The organism is Neorhizobium galegae bv. orientalis str. HAMBI 540, from assembly GCF_000731315.1.
Taxonomy (GTDB): Bacteria; Pseudomonadota; Alphaproteobacteria; order Rhizobiales; family Rhizobiaceae; genus Neorhizobium; species Neorhizobium galegae.
In genome coordinates, this window is record NZ_HG938353.1 from 373,373 (window position 1) to 391,611 (window position 18,239).

At 52.9% G+C, this 18,239-nt stretch carries 13 protein-coding genes and 2 pseudogenes; 9 read left to right on the top strand and 6 right to left on the bottom strand.

What is annotated here, in order from left to right; all coding sequences use genetic code 11:
• Window positions 1-969: 969 nt before the first annotated feature.
• A complete protein-coding gene (locus tag RG540_RS01800) occupies window positions 970-2,646 on the top strand; it encodes a patatin-like phospholipase family protein (protein WP_038584016.1) in 1,677 nt (558 codons plus the stop codon).
• Window positions 2,647-3,411: 765 nt separating this feature from the next.
• Window positions 3,412-3,978 (top strand): hypothetical protein, encoded by a 567-nt coding sequence (locus RG540_RS01805; protein WP_038584019.1) that lies wholly within the window; start codon window positions 3,412-3,414, stop codon window positions 3,976-3,978.
• Between the two features lie 38 nt (window positions 3,979-4,016).
• On the opposite strand, the pseudogene RG540_RS31490 reads toward RG540_RS01805, so the two are convergent.
• Both RG540_RS31490 and RG540_RS31495 read right to left on the bottom strand, forming a co-directional pair.
• Window positions 4,017-4,380, bottom strand: a pseudogene (locus RG540_RS31490) (IS66 family transposase); the annotation flags it as partial.
• 63 nt (window positions 4,381-4,443) lie between these two features.
• Window positions 4,444-4,695 (bottom strand): annotated as a pseudogene (locus tag RG540_RS31495) (phospholipase); the annotation flags it as partial.
• 102 nt (window positions 4,696-4,797) lie between these two features.
• Here RG540_RS31495 and RG540_RS01810 point away from each other — a divergent pair.
• Window positions 4,798-5,061: a sunset domain-containing protein gene (locus RG540_RS01810; RefSeq protein ID WP_038584021.1), complete on the top strand. Its 264-nt coding sequence runs from the start codon at window positions 4,798-4,800 to the stop codon at window positions 5,059-5,061.
• A gap of 82 nt (window positions 5,062-5,143) precedes the next feature.
• Here RG540_RS01810 and RG540_RS01815 read toward each other — a convergent pair whose 3' ends face one another.
• Window positions 5,144-5,986, bottom strand: a complete 843-nt coding sequence (locus RG540_RS01815; RefSeq protein ID WP_038584023.1) for a hypothetical protein — start codon at window positions 5,984-5,986, stop codon at window positions 5,144-5,146.
• A gap of 275 nt (window positions 5,987-6,261) precedes the next feature.
• Window positions 6,262-6,552: a DUF3892 domain-containing protein gene (locus RG540_RS31500; RefSeq protein ID WP_080724841.1), complete on the bottom strand. Its 291-nt coding sequence runs from the start codon at window positions 6,550-6,552 to the stop codon at window positions 6,262-6,264.
• A 548-nt stretch (window positions 6,553-7,100) separates the two neighbouring features.
• Between RG540_RS31500 and RG540_RS01820 the strand changes: the two genes are divergently transcribed.
• Complete coding sequence (locus RG540_RS01820; protein WP_038584026.1) at window positions 7,101-8,327, top strand: flagellin N-terminal helical domain-containing protein; 1,227 nt, start codon at window positions 7,101-7,103, stop codon at window positions 8,325-8,327.
• Here RG540_RS01820 and RG540_RS31505 read toward each other — a convergent pair.
• Window positions 8,278-8,880, bottom strand: a complete 603-nt coding sequence (locus RG540_RS31505) for a recombinase family protein (RefSeq protein WP_080724842.1) — start codon at window positions 8,878-8,880, stop codon at window positions 8,278-8,280. The two genes, RG540_RS01820 and RG540_RS31505, sit on opposite strands and share 50 nt — an antisense overlap.
• A 255-nt stretch (window positions 8,881-9,135) precedes the next feature.
• Between RG540_RS31505 and RG540_RS31030 the strand changes: the two genes are divergently transcribed.
• Window positions 9,136-9,750 carry a response regulator transcription factor gene (locus tag RG540_RS31030; RefSeq protein ID WP_051909214.1) on the top strand — a complete coding sequence of 205 codons (615 nt, stop codon included), beginning with the start codon at window positions 9,136-9,138 and terminating at the stop codon, window positions 9,748-9,750.
• Window positions 9,751-10,586: 836 nt separating this feature from the next.
• Window positions 10,587-12,506, top strand: a complete 1,920-nt coding sequence (locus RG540_RS01835; protein WP_157884560.1) for an AAA family ATPase — start codon at window positions 10,587-10,589, stop codon at window positions 12,504-12,506.
• 28 nt (window positions 12,507-12,534) lie between these two features.
• Here RG540_RS01835 and RG540_RS01840 read toward each other — a convergent pair whose 3' ends face one another.
• Entirely contained in the window at window positions 12,535-12,969 is a 435-nt protein-coding gene (locus tag RG540_RS01840) for a PIN domain-containing protein (RefSeq protein WP_051909216.1), read from the bottom strand.
• 183 nt (window positions 12,970-13,152) lie between these two features.
• On the opposite strand from RG540_RS01840, the gene RG540_RS01845 reads away from it, so the two are divergent.
• The 3 genes from RG540_RS01845 to RG540_RS01855 all read left to right on the top strand — a co-directional run bounded on the left by RG540_RS01845 (window position 13,153) and on the right by RG540_RS01855 (window position 18,018).
• Complete coding sequence (locus tag RG540_RS01845; protein WP_038584031.1) at window positions 13,153-13,401, top strand: hypothetical protein; 249 nt, start codon at window positions 13,153-13,155, stop codon at window positions 13,399-13,401.
• Between the two features lie 188 nt (window positions 13,402-13,589).
• The gene (locus RG540_RS01850; protein ID WP_038584034.1) at window positions 13,590-14,153 is read left to right on the top strand and encodes a hypothetical protein; all 564 of its coding nucleotides are present in this window, start codon (window positions 13,590-13,592) and stop codon (window positions 14,151-14,153) included.
• A gap of 367 nt (window positions 14,154-14,520) precedes the next feature.
• Window positions 14,521-18,018, top strand: a complete 3,498-nt coding sequence (locus tag RG540_RS01855; protein WP_038584037.1) for a P-loop NTPase fold protein — start codon at window positions 14,521-14,523, stop codon at window positions 18,016-18,018.
• The last annotated feature ends 221 nt before the right edge of the window (window positions 18,019-18,239 follow it).

An 18,239-nucleotide genomic window follows, 5' to 3' on the forward strand; every position in this document is an offset into this window, starting at 1 on the left:
TCAATATGGTCTCCTCGATTGGACAACGACGACAGTCTCCAGCGGGGCTGGAAAGGTAGTGGGCGGCCTCTTCGCGCTGGTTGTCGCGTGGGCAATACGCGGCTTGGAAATTGGAGAAATGATCGTAGCGAGCGACGCAAGCGCGAAGGTCTGGCTCCTTCGAGTGACGAGGCCTCCCTCGACGAGCTGTCGTAGACGCATGGCGAAGCGAATTCGCTTGGCGATCACCACGAAGATGAGGGGACGGGATTGATCAAGGCACGCTCATCTCCTGCGTCAGCCAACGCAGATCGCATTGCTGCGATATCGACAAGGGCCTGAGGGCAGGTCGTATGCATCAGGATGCGGTTCGGCTAGGCACTGGGATGTCGAGCGACAGCCTTTTGGGCGTTGAAGGTGGTGGCCGTGGGGTCGAGATCGGCGCTGGTTTTGCCGTCGGAGATAGTGTCGCGTGGGTACGCGGTCCCGGCATCTATGCCGAAAAAAATGTAATCCCGGCGACATCCTGGTTCACGTGCCTTACGATATTGACGACCGTACCGCAGCCTCGATTATAATGCAGGGGCTCACCGCCAGTCACTTCGGGGACCGATTTCTCTCCGATCAAGGATGACGACGTTGTTTTCATTCACGCGCTTGCGGTGGCTTGGGCCTCCAGTTGACGCAGATTGTCGAAATGCGAGGCGCTACCGTCATGGGCGGGTTTCCTTTCAGGGAACGGCATAGCCGATGCAGCCAAGGCGCGCTCAGATATGGAGAGGCGTGCGAGTATGGGAAATTGTTGCTGATCCCTTGCTCTACACCTTATATTCCATCGCAATGCCTATCTCCGGGTGTGCCGATGGTGTCTGATCGAAAATTTCAGTGTCCTTGCGCGGCATTGCGCCAATCTTAAAATGCTTATTTTACGTGCACTTAAGGAAAATAGAATTAGTGTATAGCAATAGCTGACCAACTGGACATTTTCTGATGACGATAGCGGTACAACTGGCGTTTCAGGGCGGGGGAGCAAGGCTCTCTGCCTTTTTCCCTGCGATTATGGCTTTGCAAGAGCTTGAGCGTGCCGGTGTCATCGCAGTAAAACGGGTCTCTGGCGCTTCCGCTGGCGCTATTGCCGCCGCTTTGTTTGCTGGCCGAGCGAACATCCCAGCTCTTATCGAGTTCTGCAAAGGGCTGGAGGCAAAAAAAGATTTGATGAATCAGGTCTTTCCGAAAATCGATTACTCGACAATGGGAGGCAAGGCAGGCATCGCAATGAATGTTGCCCGTCATAAGCCTTTTGGCGATGAGGCGGCGCTGGCGAAGATATTAGGAGATGCTTTCTCTGCTGCGCGAATTTCGGCAACTACAATCGGCAGCCTTTCCATCCCTTGCTACATCACGTCCGCAAACCTGGTCCACCATCAGGCTAATGTGGCTTCTAACGATAAGCAAATCATCCAGTGCCTGATAGAATCCGCCGCTTTGCCATTCTTTTTTAGAATGGCTGGCGAGACGTTCGATGGGGGCGTACTTGATAATCTGCCAATCGACGCTCTTAGGATCGACAGCAAACTGGAAACGGAGTTTGGAGAAATCGTAGCTGTAGGCTTTAGGCAAAGTTCTTACGCCGAGCCTGTGACAAGTCCTTATCGGCTTGGTCTTCGACTTCTTGAATCGTCAATAAATGCCCGCACGGCATATTCCAAGGCATTGTTAGGTGAAGATCGTGTTGTAGAGCTTCCGATTACGTTCGATCAAGTTACCTTGTCGACATTCGACTTGAATAGCTTTTTTGCGGTGTGCAAAAGTACGTCGATCCAGAGCCAGATCGAGGTAGGCGTTTCGAACTGGTTCAAAGCATACTCTGAAAAAAGAGCGAATCCTGAGAAAATCACGGTTGTCGCCGATAGTGCGATTAATGAAGCGCATGACCATGCGAAGATCGTTGCGTCTCAATCTGCAAAGCTGAGACAACTGGCGTCGATTTATCATGGTCGTTCAAATGTGCGGTTTGCGACAACGCTATTGGAGGTTACGGCAAACAGCCTGAAAAGTGTCAATCCCGGCGAAGACCGTTTTGATTATCAGGATGATTTTTACATCGGCGATGAGCCGGTTTTCTCCCATGTAACGCGGCTTTTTGCGAGCAATTCCGGGCACGTTAGTCAGAACCAGCTGCTGGTCTACGACGATCAGGGCGAGGAAATCCCGTCGGTTACATTCTCCGTCCCAGACGATGTGGGAGATCACAATTGGATTTTGGCGCTGTTTGGCAAGCCCATAATGCCAACGGCCGAACGCAGGAAGTACACCCTACTAAGTAAGCAACACAGCGGCAACTCGATGCGCCCTATCGTGGAAAAGGGCCATGATTATCTGGCTATTCAGCTGTCGCAGGCGGAAAGCGCTGATTGTGCCGAAATCCGGCTTTTTGTTCCTGAAGAAATCGAGCTCATAATGCAGAACGGAACCCAGGAACTTCTTGCGGCTTGCAAAATTGTTGAAGAGAAGGTTGAGGAAGGAGAGAAGCTCGTGGTGGGCAAAGATTGTTCGAACGATCCCGCCGTCAAGCGCTCGTGTCCACCAGATTTTCGCGCTTATGTGTGGCGCGCCGAAGGCCTAGCGCGGGGCGACGTGTTGCGGGTCGTTTACAGCAAGAAATAACCTTTCTGCTATTGACTTATGAAACTTATACGACGATCTTTAAATCCCAATATGGAGTGGAATCAATGATGCGCGGCGGCACTAAAATCATCTAATTCGCTAGTTATCTAGCAAAAATCTCCCAAATGGTCCGTCCGATTAGTTTCGGGTGGGCCATTGTAATTGTAACTCTGATTATGGTTAACGACAAGAGAGCGACGTTGAGAGTATCCGCAGACCGGATCAAATTGCACCTTCAAGCAATCCAATGCGTTGTTCAACGCCAATTTCGCTAGAAATTCCTCGTCGTGACTGGCGATCAGGGCGACCCGTCGTTGGCGCTCAAAGCATCTTCAATATATTCAATCGACTCGATATCCAGATGATTGGTCGGCTTGTCCAAGATCAGCAAGGCAAGTGGACTTTGTCCTCCACGGACATAGGCCAACCCAGCGGTGAGCATTGGCTATTGAGCGAACCAACCGTCTGCGGTGCCGCGTCCGTTCGGTACAGAAGCCAGCAAGCATCACGCGACATTCATTTTCGGTCGCACCAGGGTTGATGCCCTTCAAATTTTCCATGATCGACACCGTCCTCTCCAAGGCGCTGACGCTTTGATTGAGCGAGGCAATGAAGGTAAGCGGTGTTGCACTGGCACCTTGATTTTATGATGTCTGTCGTTTTGAAAAGCCGCGATACGGACGGCAGGAATGGTCGCCAGTTGCGGTCACTGGCAGCGCAGCATAACGTGGCAGCGTAATAGCCAGCACGAGTAGGCGCGTTTGGATGTATGGTTCGATCCTCAGGGCTTATATGGCTCCCCTCTGCGTCCTGCTTTCCACCGGGCAAGCTCATGCAGCAATACTGCCTTGGCAAAATGTCAAAGCCATGCCGTTTATCGTGCAAGATGGCTTAGAAATAGCGAGACAGGCTCAGGGGAAAGTACCAGCGTCTTTGTACATCGTTTGCTCGGAGAACAAAGAATTGCATCTGGTCTTATTGACGAGATTGCCGGGCCCGCGATGGGCGATTGAAAAAGGCCGCGACGACAACGTCTCGCTTTTTGTTGGCGGCATTGAGCAGCAATTGAAAGTGGTCATGGATTTAGTCGTGAAGGGGCAAGACCTCACATGGCTTGAATCCGCCATATCGCGCGACGGTGAAGGTGAGCCGGATACGTTGGTCACAAATCCAATAAAAGGCGAAGAAATAAAGACAATCGGCTCTTGGTTCGGTAACAGGCCACCGTTGAAAGTGTCTATCGTCGGTTATGCCGAAACAGGTGTCTCCATGGTGGGAGCAGTTGCGGGGCCAGCAATTGCCGAATTTAACGCCTCGTGTGTCGCCGAGTAGAACTGGCCAAAGCATGTTATGATCTGTTCGGGCAGATATCATCCTATTGGCCAATCCCACGGCAGTAGCTCGTCGATCCGGCTCTGCCTGTGGCCATTGACTATGGCGGTGAGCGTGGCGCTTAGGTAGGCGAACGGATCGACGGAATTAGCCTACAGGTCTCGATGAGCGACGCGATGATCGCCCAGTTCTCCGCCCCGGCGTCATGCCCAGCAGACAGAGCGTTCCTTCTGTTTAGAGCAATCGGTCGGATGGTTCTCTCGACGCTGTTGTTGTCGATCTCGATACGGCCATCGTCAGGAAAATGCAAAGGCCGTCCCAGTATTTGGCGATGCAGGCGAGCGCTTCGCCAAGCGGCGACTTACCAGCAACACGGGCACGACACTGAGCAAGCCAAGTTCGCGATCAAGGGCGCTGAACGCACTTGCCTTCGCTTTGGTCGTAACCCAGCTGACCGTGGGACGGTCACTTGGGGGCAACATCAAGACGTTGCTTCAACAACCAATCCCATAGTTCAGGATCGTTTAGAGCTGCCGCTTCGATCCCCGAGTGATCCACGCCTTCCAGGACACTCAGCCGCGCGTCACGGTTCAGAGCCTTGAGGCGTTCGTACATGATGACGGAATCTGATAGCAGGATGACGTCGTCGTCTGTCCCGTGGAAGACCCAGAAGGCAGCCTTCTCATTGGTCCTGCTGAGGTAGTGGCGATTGCCGACAGACGGGAGGTGAGCTTCGCGATTACGTGGAAACGGTTATCCCTACAGATTTACCTTCTACGGAAAGCGAAATTCAATTGATTTAATGCATCTTCCCGATGCATGAGCAACTTCACGCTTCTCGTCATTGGCGCAACGGCTACGGCTTTCTTGGCTGCGGGCGGCTACACCCTCTTCCCGCGTGAGTGGTATGACCCGGGCTGTAACCTCAAGGGCAACATCTCCATCGGTTCGGGCGAACGAATTTTTCACGTGCCGGGACAATACGACTACGATGCAACCAACATTCGTCGCGACTATGGCGAGCGTTGGTTCTGTTCAGAAGAAGACGCGAGGGCCGCAGGATGGCGAAAGGCAGGACGCTAATAGAGCCTATCGGCGTCATGCCGGTGTGGAAGCGCCGTTTCCGGGACGGAAGTGCTCAGGGATGAGCTACAGCACTTTTCAGCTAGAGGGGCTGCTCTACTGGTACCTCACTGGAAAGCTTCTTGAGGCAGCTGAAAAGCTGGAACATGAAGTCTGCCATGATGAGGGCATTCATACTGTTCTGCATTGTGTTGTAATCCACCAGGCCGTGAATTGCTGCATGTCGATTGGGCACCGGATCGAGTGTTGCTTTCCTAATCGCATCGTCATCTTGGACCTTCGTGTATATGTGCCCCTCCAGCTTTCGATAGAGCTGGAGGGGCCCCTCAACTTGCGGAAATTCACCAAGGGTTAGGCGACCAACTGCATCGGCGAATTTAGGCAAGCTAGCCTTTTGTTTTCGCGCTCCACCGTAGAATTCAAGGCAAGCAACCCGCTCGATCTCAGGAAACAAGAGACGCACGGTCGCCCGATAGCATCCATGCCTATGGCATTGCAATGCTTCACTAAACGTCGCCGTAAGCTGGCCATCCAAGTCGTAGCAGCCGACACTCGCCATGAACTGCCGCTCAACGTCGTCGATTTCGGAAAAGTAAAAATCTGACAAAATTTGGTGAACCCGCGCCGTATCCATATCGAGAGCTAAGAGCGCACTAGGTGTTGTTATATGTGGAAGCCAGCCTGCGTTGGTGACCAATTCAACGGTCTTCTCCCGGAGAGCCATCCGCTGAATTGACATCAGCAACGGTTCGAGTGCCCCACGGGCTTGGTCGTAAAATGAGCTAAGTTGAACTGCAGCTGCACGTATTCCCTTTACGGCATCCGCTACCTCCGGAGCCGCGAACATTTTCCGGTATCGGTCGCCAACGACGGATATTTCTTCGAGCATCTTTCTGAGATCGATTGGGTCATTCTCTTCCAGCAAATCAGGTCTCCATCGTAGCCTCTGCTGCACTGACGTACCAAAATGCGTACCTCCGGATTCCCATAAGGAAAACCGGGGGTGTCATAAGCAACTCGAAACTCCAAGCGGCTTATCGATTGAGCGACTACGCAGGTATGTGACAGATGCCCATAAGAGCGCTCCCAGGTCTGGGGCATCACCAAATCCTGCGTTGCCTGGTAGGCCTCGAAGAGGGGAAGCAGCGTTGGCACCAAACCTCCTACGGGTGGTTCAGCGCCTTAGCGGAAATAATCAATTTACGGGCATTCTGGCAGACTTAGGAGGTTGTTGGGTTGATCACCGTCTGCCGTGGTCTTCAGATATTTATTACCAGCGGCACTTTTAGCCACGATGACGTTCACGCGGTCACCCGCAGGCCGTTCGACGTAAAATGCGTATTTTCCTGTTTCGACGCCTGAAATCGCATCGTTGAGTGAAAGCTTCCATCTAGTTCCGTCTCCGTTCAACCCGCCTACGTAGCGGATTCTTTCCCAAGCGTTTGTCCGGTCGGATTTATTGATGCACTGAATTCTCACGCTCGTTGCCATGTTTCGCCTCCTCATCCCCTAGTTGAACAATAGGAACATAGCATGGCGTTACCGAGAACAGACTCCTTTGAGCGCACTATCCACGGTTTATTAGAGAAGTGCTCACAACTCACTGAACCTGGATGCTGCCATGCCGTGCAAGGAGCGCGAAGTGATCTTTGTTAGGGCAAAACCGTCGAAAGCCGTCAAGGCTGAGATACGGCATGCAAAGGCGGGTTTATCGAGCCGCGAAATTGTCACGTTGAGGGCCGAGAACGGCAAGGGATGGAAATATTGATCCCAGTAACCGCCTTCGCGGAGGCCAAAGGCGAGAAAGGCAAAATGACAAGGACCTGGTTCAGCCTACCCCACGCACTGCGCCGGTGAGCGGACGGCAGGGGTCAATCGAACAAGGCGTTTCGGGGCCGCTTAGAAACGTGCGCTGCAGGGTAGTTTCCCCCTCCCGTTTTCATACCTCGATTAACCTTCACTGGCGATAGTCGCACAGCAGCACGATGCTGCGGCGAGGCTCATGACGAACCGATCTTTATTAATTTTATTGGTTTTCCATGGTCAGCATCCTCACAAATACGTCCGCAATTGCCGCCCTCCAAACGCTGCGCTCGATAGGTGCCTACCTATTTGATAGCCAGCAGCAGGTCAGCTCGGGCCTGCGAGTGAAAACCGCGTCGGATAATGCGGCTTATTGGTCGATTGCAACGACGATGCGCTCGGACAACGGCGCACTTTCCGCCGTTCGGGATGCGCTGGGGTTGGGTGCTGCTACAGTCGACACCGCTTATGCGGGCATGGAAGTTACAGTCGACATCATCGCCGAAATCAAGAACCGTCTGACGGCCGCCGCCGAATCTGGTGTGGATCGTTCGAAGATTCAGGAAGAAATCGACCAGCTGCAAGATCAACTGTTGTCGGTCGCCAATGCATCATCATTTGCTGGTGAGAACTGGCTTATCGGCCATCCGAACGTCAACGGCTTCGTCTATGCCGGGCCAGACAACCCCAATCCCTTCCCGTTGTTGGAGGGCGATAAGAAACTGGTCGCATCCTTCACGCGCGATAGCGCCGGGAATGCGTCGGTCCAAACCATCGACATCAAGCGAACAACCAAGGACGTTGTGTTTGCTCCGGCCCGTTACGAGCCGGGCGCTCCCCTGATCGGCGTGCAGACCGGCTACGGCATTGCGGATAGTCCGATCAAATACGAGATGATCTACATCCCCGATGACGTTTTCAACGTTCCTAGGCCTGTAGCCTTTCTGGACTACCAATCGAGCTGGGAACGAGTGAGTGATGACCTCTATTCCGACGGCACCGACTATTTCACTCGCCTCAACGGCTTTTTCGTCAAGGCGGTCGATGCCTCAGGCAAGATTGATACAACAAGTACGACCGCGAGCCATGGCTTCAATCCGGACGTTACGGTTGCGAGCCTCGACATAACGAAGCTTGATGAGTATTCAGCGCAGTTCGTCGGCACGCAAGCACCAGTGGAGTTTGCGCTCGATGTGCTTATTTCATTCGTCGACAGCAAGCTGCAGGATGCCGTCGACGTCTCGGCGAAGTACGGCGCGCTCTCCAAGAGGATCGAAATACAACAGAATTTCGCAATGGAATTGGCCGACTCTTTTGACCGGGGCGTCGGCCGCCTCGTTGATGCCGACATGAATCAGGCGTCCACGCGGTTGAAAGCCCTGCAGGCCCAAGAGCAACTTGCCACCCAAGCGCTCAGCATCGCGAATGAAAGTCCGAACGCCCTTCTACGACTGTTTCAGTGACGTGCTTCCGTAGATGCCTTCGAACCGTTCTTGGATGCACTCGGTACTGGAGGGCTATGATTTCTAGCGAAAGGTTTTCCTGGAAATGCGCCCGGTACACATCAGCAATCTGCTCCTGAGTAAGCGACGGTCGGCGGCCAAGCAGTCGACCCTTAGCTTTGGCGGCGGCAATCCCTGCTGCGGAACGTTCGGATATCAGACGTCGTTCAAATTCGGCCAACGCGGCAAAGATATGAAAAACTAAAGCGCCTGCGGGGTTTCCAGTGTCCATGGATTCCGTCAGCGAGAGGAACTCTACTCCCCTGTTTTGCAGCCGCGTTACTGTTTTTACCAGGTGAATCAGAGACCGACCGAGACGATCCAGTCGCCACACGATGAGCGTGTCACCTCGTTTAAGCCGTCGCAATGCCTTTGTTAGGCCAGGCCGATTTGTGATCGCGCCCGAAAATCCTTCGTCTTCAAAAATGACGTCACAACCGGCTGCAACCAAAGCGTTCAACTGCAAATCCAGATTTTGCTCTGTGGTCGATACCCTCGCGTAACCTATTCTCATGATCTTTCCGAGATTTCCTTGGAATCGGCGCGATTGACAAAACCAACCAATTTTGTCCAACCACGTTTGCCGACGTGCAATAAATGTATGCGTTCAAGGTTCTCAGGGACCTACGCAAGGTACGACATCAATTCTGGTTCGATGACAAAATTGGTTCGTTTTGTCCTTCACCGACAGCCAAGATTTGTCGTGTTGCCCTGCAGGAGTTGTTTCGTGCGAGGGGTGAAATCCTTTTCAGCCTGCGTGCACGACTTGATGGACGCCTGGATCAAAAGCAGCGAGGGAGCCAAAGCTACCGACATCTACGAAGCCGTTCTTCGCCCAACGCAGCCGAACGCAATTCTGGCACTCATCGGCTGCAAGGCTCAGGAACCAAGCAGTTTCTCAGTCGAATTTATCCGGCGCTACAGCGTTGCAACGGAAATTCTGGATTTCCCGTTGCAACAGCCGTTCAATCTCCGGAACTTCTCAGATCAAGATTACCTCCACGATATCGTGATGCCCGCGTTGACCGAGGTACTGGCCCAAAAGCGACCATTGTTTTCCAAGGGACGCACAGTCTTCCAAGGTTGCAGGATTTTCCATGAAAGGCTGCTCCTTCCTCAAAAGTCCGCAACCGGAAGAAGCGAATGGTGCATCCTCTTCTCGAAGATCGACCTCCTGCTCCCTGAGGTTACAGGGTTCAAAGTGGACGACATTGATCTCAGTATCCTCCAACTGCTCACAGAAGGCGCTGCGCAGAAGGAGATCGCGCTCAGGCTGGACCTGTCGCCTCGGACGATTGAGCATCGGATCGAGCGGCTTAAGGGGAGGGTCGGGGCAAAGAACCTACAGCACCTCGTAGCGCTCTGGATTTCGAGCAGGCTGTAAAACGCATGCTGAAGCACAGCCTATTCCAACCACCTGCCGAGCATAAAATGTCCGCACTCCCCACTTGACGACCAAAAATTTGTTCACTAAATGTTCCATCCATGATGAACACGGCCCGCACCATACGAATATCGATCTGATCCCGCGTCTCCACTGGAGGCAGTGAGTTCAGCGTATTCGAGTGGTCCGATGGAAATTCAGCCTGTCAGCCCCCAGGGCTCGTCAATTCCGACAAAAATTTTTTATCCTCAACAGACGGTCCGGTGCTCTGGCCCAGCTGCATTCCGCAATCAGTTGGCACGCGACATCGCATGCCTTCTGGACGTCGACGATGACGTGACCTCGTGGTCATGCCTCAGCGAGGCACTCCGGTATGGCGGCGAAGTATATTTTCCTGATTTGCTCGTGGAGCGTGAGAGCTGCCGAACCCTGATTCAAGCCGACAATAGGTGCGAGGGCGCTCCAACTTGGTTGATTGAGGCCGCTCACCTGGCTGGTTTCGAAATTCAGATTCTAGCTCGGCCCGATCTGCCTGACGTACGGCTTCGGAATGCGAAAGACCTTTTGCGGTACGCGCGTTACGAAGTTGCGCTCGATGATCGAGTTCGATTGTTGGCGGCTCTAGAGGAACACGGCACTCTCACGGTGGCTGAATGCCTTTCCGTATTTCGAAACGTGCCTCCGATACCCGGTCTAGCGAGTCTGGTTCTGGCCCGTATTGTCGCCATCGATTTGGATGACGCCTTGATTGCCCCTGAGACCATAGTACGCCGCTATCGCGGTTGATCCCACATTACCTGTTCAGCGTTCGCGGCTCCGCCGCCAGGAGGATAATTGTGTCTAAAAAGATGCCTTCGCTCAAAACCCCAAACGATGTCGCTCTGTATTGTACGCTCAGGCGAGCGCTCCGAAAGGCCCCTGATTTCATCGGCGGCTACGATTGCATCGTACTTCTGAATGTGCCGTCGGACCGATGTGCGGAAGACTATGATACGTGTGCGGCAAGCCTCATGCTGCGATTGTCTGCTAATCGGGATGATATGGCGTATGTGATGATCACCGCCGCCGACAAGCCGAGGGCAATCGTCAAACGACTGGAAGCGGACCATAAGAAACGCCGACTTCTTATCTTTAAGGAACAGGCTGTTGACCTTCCGCTCCAGGTGTCATTGTCCATCGATGTCGAAGTCGATCTTGCGCCGATCTCGGTGATGGATTTTCGGATCGGCTGCCGCATTGCGTATCAGATCGATGCTACTGCTACTGAAGCGGAAGCCGCCATGAAATATCCGCTGGATCATGTATGGGCAGCACTGCGTCGCGGCCGCCCCATCAAGGGAGCCTTGGCTCGTTTGGCGAAGGCATCTGAACTCAGTAGCAGCGGATCGAAGAGTAAAGGTGAATTGCCGCTCCTAGAGGCGATGTACGGTTTTGGAGCTGCAAAGACCTGGGGCCTCGAACTTGCGCAAGACCTAAAGGACTGGCAGCGAGGCACTATCGATTGGTCAGAGGTCGATACAGGTATCGTCCTCTCGGGTCCGCCAGGTGTCGGCAAAACGCAATTTGCAGCCGCGCTCGCCCGACAATGCGGTATTCCGATTATCGCGGCCTCGCTGGCTCGTTGGCAAGCGAACGGACACCTCGGAGACCTGCTCAAGGCCATGCGAACAGACTTTGCCAAGGCAAAAGACAGTGCGCCGAGCATCCTGTTCGTAGACGAATTGGACAGCTTCGGCGACCGAAACTCATTCACCCACGATCACAAAGACTATTCGGTCCAGGTCGTGAATGCCTTCCTTGAACATTTGGACGGGCTCGACGGGCGCGAAGGTGTCGTCATGATCGGCGCGACGAACGACCTCAGTCGAATTGACCCCGCCATCCTGCGGCCGGGACGATTGGATCGACATGTTGCCATTCCATTGCCGACCGCCACGGACAGGATCGCCATCCTTCAACAGCAGCTTGGCCAAGAACTTCCAAGCAAGCATCATTCAAGGCTAGCGGCCGCGACCAGCGGCTTTTCCGGGGCCGATCTTGCAAAGGTCGCACGCGACGCAAAACGAGTTGCACGACGGGCGAGACGTCACGTGACCATGGATGATGTTGTCGAGGTATTGCCGGAACTTGTCCCGATCACGGGTAAGCTCCGGCGGGCGCTCGCCGTCCATGAAGCTGGGCACGCGGCGGCAGTGGTTGTTCTTGATCATGGCAAATTTCATGGTGCCATGATCATCGACCACACTCGCAACGATGCGGAGACCGTACCTGGCGGGGGAGCTTATTACGAGCTTCCAAATGTAGCACACCGTACCGCCCAGACCTACAGGAACCAGATCGCAGTCCTGCTCGCAGGGATGGCGGCTGAGGAGGTCTTCCTCGGAGCCATCAGCGATGGTTCCGGGGCAGGCGAACGATCCGATCTTGCACAGGCAACAAGGATCGCAACGCTGCTGCAGACAGGCTTGGGAATGGGCAATCGTCTTCGACACAGCCTTGCGAAGAAAGACGCCGACCTCGAAAAGCTTCGCAACACTGACGCGACGATCACGGCATGGGTCGATGGCGTGCTCCAATGCGAATTCGGACGAGCAAAGCAGCTTATCTGGGAGAACCGACAACTCGTCGAGCGTATTGCTGATGAACTGGAATCCCGAGGCAAAGTGACCGCTGACCAGGTCGCCGAGATGGTGGCGAAACCCGATCTCCTCACACGCAGGGAAAGTCGCCTGCACGCCAACAACAGGACATCTTAAACTGGTCAGTGCCCTGGCAGGAAAACCATCAGGCAAAAGCCGCTGGTGCCGTAAATTTGCTGTGCCACCTGTTATCTTGGGGATTGTAGATTCCTGGAAGCGGATAGCAGCTGTTGATCAAAAGGAAATCTTTGATATTGAGAGTTGCTATCGGTAATCCATTGACGAGCGCCGTCGCCGCAATATGGAGGTCTTGCCCGTGCCGCAGGCGTTTTGCCCCAGGATGTGAAATTAGGAGATTGCGCAATCTAGGATCGGCAGCGAGGACGCCCCACACCTCAGCGATCTCTTTTCCAGTATCTAGGATCGGCATGCCGGAGGAGATCAGCTTCTGATACCAGTTAGCTAGTCGAACCGCTTTGAGCGGATCACGTGAGCACAGCTGAGCGATCCCTTGCTGAAACTCCATGATCGCGGCTGCGGGAATAAAGAGATTAGATGCCGTTTCAATGAACCGGATCACGTGTGGATGAGGTCTGCTCCTACTTGTTTCGCTCAAAACGCATGTGTCCAGTAAATATCCTATCGTCATAAAGGTACGCTCAGTTTGCAATGCGCGCACGCTCCACCATTATGGTTAAGCATCGATTAATCTGTATATTCGAATATACTTCCGAGCGCGCCGGAAGATTTTACAGGAATAGATATGTCTGAAGACGATCACTCCCTAGCGGGAGCCCATGAAGATAATATATCGGACGGTGCATTCCTCATCCCCGAGGAGGGCGATCTAAGGCGCTTCTTTGAAGCCTTGCGCCGAACGGGCACGCTCACTGTGAAAGACGGTTCTGAAGAATTCCTTGTCCGGATTTCGCGGTTGCAGATAACAGACGAAGCGCGAGCTTTTCTGACGCGTGGCGGCCCGATTTCTGGCAGCGGATCGAAGCAAGTGTGACGCAGCTTGCCGTTCTGGCTCGGTGCCGCTTTGACACGTTGGGGAATCAGTCGGGGTCGTATAGCTTCAGCCTCCCGCCTAAAGTAGGCGACCCTAGTCGGCTGGGACGTCGTATGCCCCAGCATTCTGGGGGCTTGCAGCGCTACGGTTAATCAATACTCTCCCATCATTGCTGCGGGGATTCTTTCATGCTGTTCTGGTCTTACGGCGCATTCAATATGCCATCATCTTTCGACGAGAAGTATTGGAAGAGCATATTTTGGCTGCAGACCCACGAATTCAATGAATATGATGGGCTTACACCAACGCTGCAGAAAGCGATAGGCTGCTACGTATTTGTCATGGCACGAGGCGACGTGCTTCGACCGTGGTATGTTGGAAAGACCAACGCTCGATCCGGATTTGAGGGTGAGATTTTCACTCCCCATAAGCTGGGCCATTATTCCACAATCATTGCAGAGGCGCGCATGGGCTGGCGGCCTCAGATGCTTCTGTTCCCACTTGTTGCAAATCAGGAGACCGCACAGCTGAGTACAGCTTACAAGTCCAGCAAACCGCTCATCGAGTGGATGGAACGCACCTTGATCGGTATGGCCTTGGCTAAGAACCCGGACCTATTTAATACCAGGGACACAGTTAAACTTCGGAACTGCATCGTAGACGGCGTGGTCGGAAAGTTTCCTAAGCGACACCGATATCCAGGTGCCATCGCTGCAAGAAAAGCGCTGACAGACCTTCAGGACTGGGACTGACCGCTCTGCAAGACTTGCGCCAGAGCACTTGGCCCATCATGCGATCTAGCGCACGCCATTGGATGTCGCAAGGAATGGTGACCACCAAGCCGCAACGCGCAAAAAAACCCTCGGAAGTCATTGGGATAGGCGAATCGCACGGACGGCTGCGAGGACGTGTTTCTCAAAGTACCTGCAAATAAAACCATCCGTCCGTTCCGTGAGGGATCAGGTCGCGAAGCGGAAGCTTCAAGGATCGATCTCTCTACATGTGAATAACATAAGAAAATCTCAGGAATTTGCCAAATAAACGGCTTCGCAGATTGCTAAATGTGACTAGCAGTTCTTATTTACCGGGCAGCTCACGCTACGCTACCAAGGATTGCACATGACGGAAGAAAAAGTACGGCGCGAAATCCTGCTCGATGAGCCGTCGGACACGGACTTATTTCACGGCAAAGGTCATGAACGGACGGCGGATGCGTTAGCTTCGGCGATTAAAGCATTTAAAAATGCGGACCGAGCAATTGGCCTCGATGGCCCTTGGGGCAGCGGCAAATCAAGTGTCGTGGGAATTGCCCAGAGGAAATTGAAAGAAGCGAACGGGAATGGAAAGGTTAAGTTTCACTTCTTTACTTTCGATATCTGGAAATCTCAAGGCTCAGCTTTTCGCCGCTCGTTTCTTGAACACTTGGTCGCATGGGCGCACAGCCAATTCCCCAACAAGCAACCGAAATTGCGGGACATCGAAAGCAAAATCAAAGGCAAAATAAGAGAAGTAGACACCAACAATCAATTAAATCTCGACTTGTACGGCATTCTCGTTTTGCTGTTTGTTCCTTTTGTACCAATTTATGTTTTGTGGACAAAACAAGTATTTGACAGCCTTGTGACTGCAAAAGAGCCGGAGAAATTTCTCTATTCTTGGCCGATGTTCCTAATTTACGTTTTCCTTGTCGGGACCTTCGTCGCAGCGTACGCCAAATACGAGCTTCAAAAACCTTCTGGGAAATCTCGGTTTTCGCGATTTCGCCTAGCGTTGTCTCAGACTCTCCTGATCGGCGCGAAGCAATATGAGCATCAGAAAGTTACCCAGTATATTCGGGAGACAGACCCCAATGACTTTGAGTTTCAGTCAGTATTAAGAGAAATACTAGAGACAATCCAGGAAGATCATTCGAAGGTTATTATCGTCTTGGATAATATCGACCGCCTGCCACCGGACGAGATCGCCGAATATTGGGCACTCGTCCGCTCGATCTTTTCAAGAACCCATTCCGTTACAGAGACGCAGCAGCACAGCCAGATTACCGCAATCGTCCCCTATGATCGTCGACATATCGAGGTTGCCGCCGACAAGAACAAGGGCGGCGACGGTTTTACCCATCTTCGAAAGCGCGAGCTTTTCTCAAAAACGTTCGACGAAGTGCTGAACGTCGCCCCTCCGATCATGTCGAATACGAAGGAATTCTTCGAACAGAAGATTCGCATCGCTTTGCCGGATATCCGTGATGCCGACGCACTTTTTCGCGTGTATTTGATCTTTAACATGCTCATTGACCGTGCAGGGGGAAAAGCCACTCCCCGACAGGTGATCTCTTACATCAATGAAGTTGGTGGTCTTTACGCGCTACATGCAGGCCGGGTGCCTTTGCCGACGGTAGCTGCCTATCTCGCGCTTCAAGACAGTCTCGAAGAAAACCCGGCCTCACTTGCTATTCGCGAGACCGTTGACGACCATCTCCGATCCCTCGCTGCGGATGGAGAGCTGGAGAGGAATCTTTCGGCAATTCTCTTCAACGTTGAGCCTGAACTCGCCTTCCAGATTCTTTTGGATGGTGAAATTGAGAAGGCGGCTAACGCAGAAACATCTGACCGGCTGATCGCCCTCTCGAAATCGCCTGGATTCGACGTACGCGTGAATGACGTTTTCGTAGCAAGCGCCTCAAGCTGGCGCAGCTCCTCGAATTTTGCGCCAATGGTGAACAACTTCGCCGAACTTCTAGTCAACTATGACGGTGAAGCTTCATCTCATCTCAGAAAATCTGTCGTCGCGGCCTTACTGCAGCTGCCGGATATCACATTAGGAAAGGATACTGCTGCCGTAGTGAAGCTCTTGGAGGTGTGCTCTTCGGAGGACAGAGCGAAGGTCTTGCAACATATTCTGACGGCAACCGCAAGTGGCTTGGGAACCGACAAGGACCAGGCAAAGGGAAGATTGTTCTCAAAGTTCTTGTCCAATGTCACGGCGGCGGCGCTCTCGGTCGACCCTAAGATGCAAACCGCCCCGCTGCTAAAGAAAGTGGTTCTTCCTTCCAATCCTTCGTTCTTGTTTGGTTTTGCAGCCGAGGCTTCCACTAGCTCTGTAGGGATGCAGCAGTTGGCTAAGCCTGCGCTGGATTTGTCCTCGGAGGGGACATTTCTAGAGACCATTGCGGTTCAACAGCCAAATGACAGCCTCGCCGCATTTTCCGGCTTCAAAGCGGCCTCTCTTTTGACCGATGACCAGTGGAACGCTATTGCCAATGCGCTAGCCTCCTCCCTCATTGACGACGAAACCGAGCTAGAGCAATTTCAGGAACAGCTCACATTGCTCAGCGCAGTCCGGTCGTTTACTTCGATCAGTAAAATCAAAGATAGCGACCTCAACAACCTTTTCGCGAGCGGAAAGTTCTATAAAAATCTCTACAATGCCTACGGCGGCGATACCGAGAACATCGGAATCACCGACGCAATCTTTTTGGTAGGTGACTTAGCTCTTCCTGGTAATTTGCCACAGCCGACACGCTTAAATGTGAATGGTCAAAGAGTCCATGACGCCCAAGATGAGCAGGCTTGGTTTAATGGTTTTCTGAGTGGTGAAAGCCTCTTGACGAAGGAACAGATTGACAACCTTGTCGACAAACTCATTGCTCATTATCGCATACCGTGGTGGGCGTCTCACGGCGTTGCCAAACCGAGCAATCAACTAATTTCAGCTGTCGTTGGCACGGCCTTCGCACGTTCACGGGTTCCCTGGATTTCCGCCGCCGATCTGATGCGGCTCTACCCGTACATAAAGAAATCTATTGGAGCGGATTTTGAGACTGCGTTACCAAGAATTGGAAGTCGATTTGATGTAAACGATCTTTCAAAAATCGCGGTTGAGGCGTATCCCTCCGGCATTCTTCAGGACACGGCAAAGTTATCTGCCGGAGAATGGAGACTTGTCCATGAGCGTGCGGACGCTCTTCTTGATGAGATTCAAGTCGAAGGCTGGATGACCAGTTTTGCGACTGGCGATGTAAACCTGCTTCTCCTGGTCGAGAAAGCCAAAAGTTCCGGGTATTCCCCTTCCTCAACCGCAGTCAGAGACGCTTTTCGCCAATTTTCCGTTGGCGTACTTGATGGTTCCATTACGGATGTTCCGGCAGCCGATTTCGACGCTGTCTTCTCTGTGATCGACGCTGGGTATCATCTCGAAACGTTAAGAACCATCAGGGAGAGCGTCAAATCAACATCGGTCGAGAGCTTGGGTTTGGCTATCAGACTGTTCCCCATAACTTTAAAACGGTTGATAAAAGAAGGTGAGAAGTCGAAGCAAGAAAAAGAAAACCTCGTCCGGTTCTTCCTCCGGCCAGGACTAGAGGGAAAATTGACTCCGGTGATCGACGCATTTTTGGAGCTTAAGCGGTCGACAGTGGCCGATTTCATTCGAGCATCAGACAAAAGCGTGCGCGATAGCATTGAACCCGCGTTGCGGTTGTTTTCGCGCGATCAGAGCGGCAACTTTGGTTATGTCCAGAAAGTCGGAGAGCTGGTCCAAGGCAGAAAGTCAAAATCGTTTTTTGAGCGAGTTTTCAGTTTCGACTCAAGCGAAGCAAACGACGATGATGAGACGCCGTGACGACAAGACAAGTTCACGATAGACTTCATAAGCTGCCCGTTTTCCTTAGCTCGCAGGCCGAGTTCCATGTGAACCTCCGCACTAGCGGCAGGGTCGGACATCGTCGACGGTTGGCACGCCGCGAAAAGTGCAAGGATCACTCGCTTTTTATAGGGCGTCGTCGCGCCATTCTCAAGGCAAAGCGAAGCTCACGCTTGAGCTGTGCTGTCTGATGACGGCCG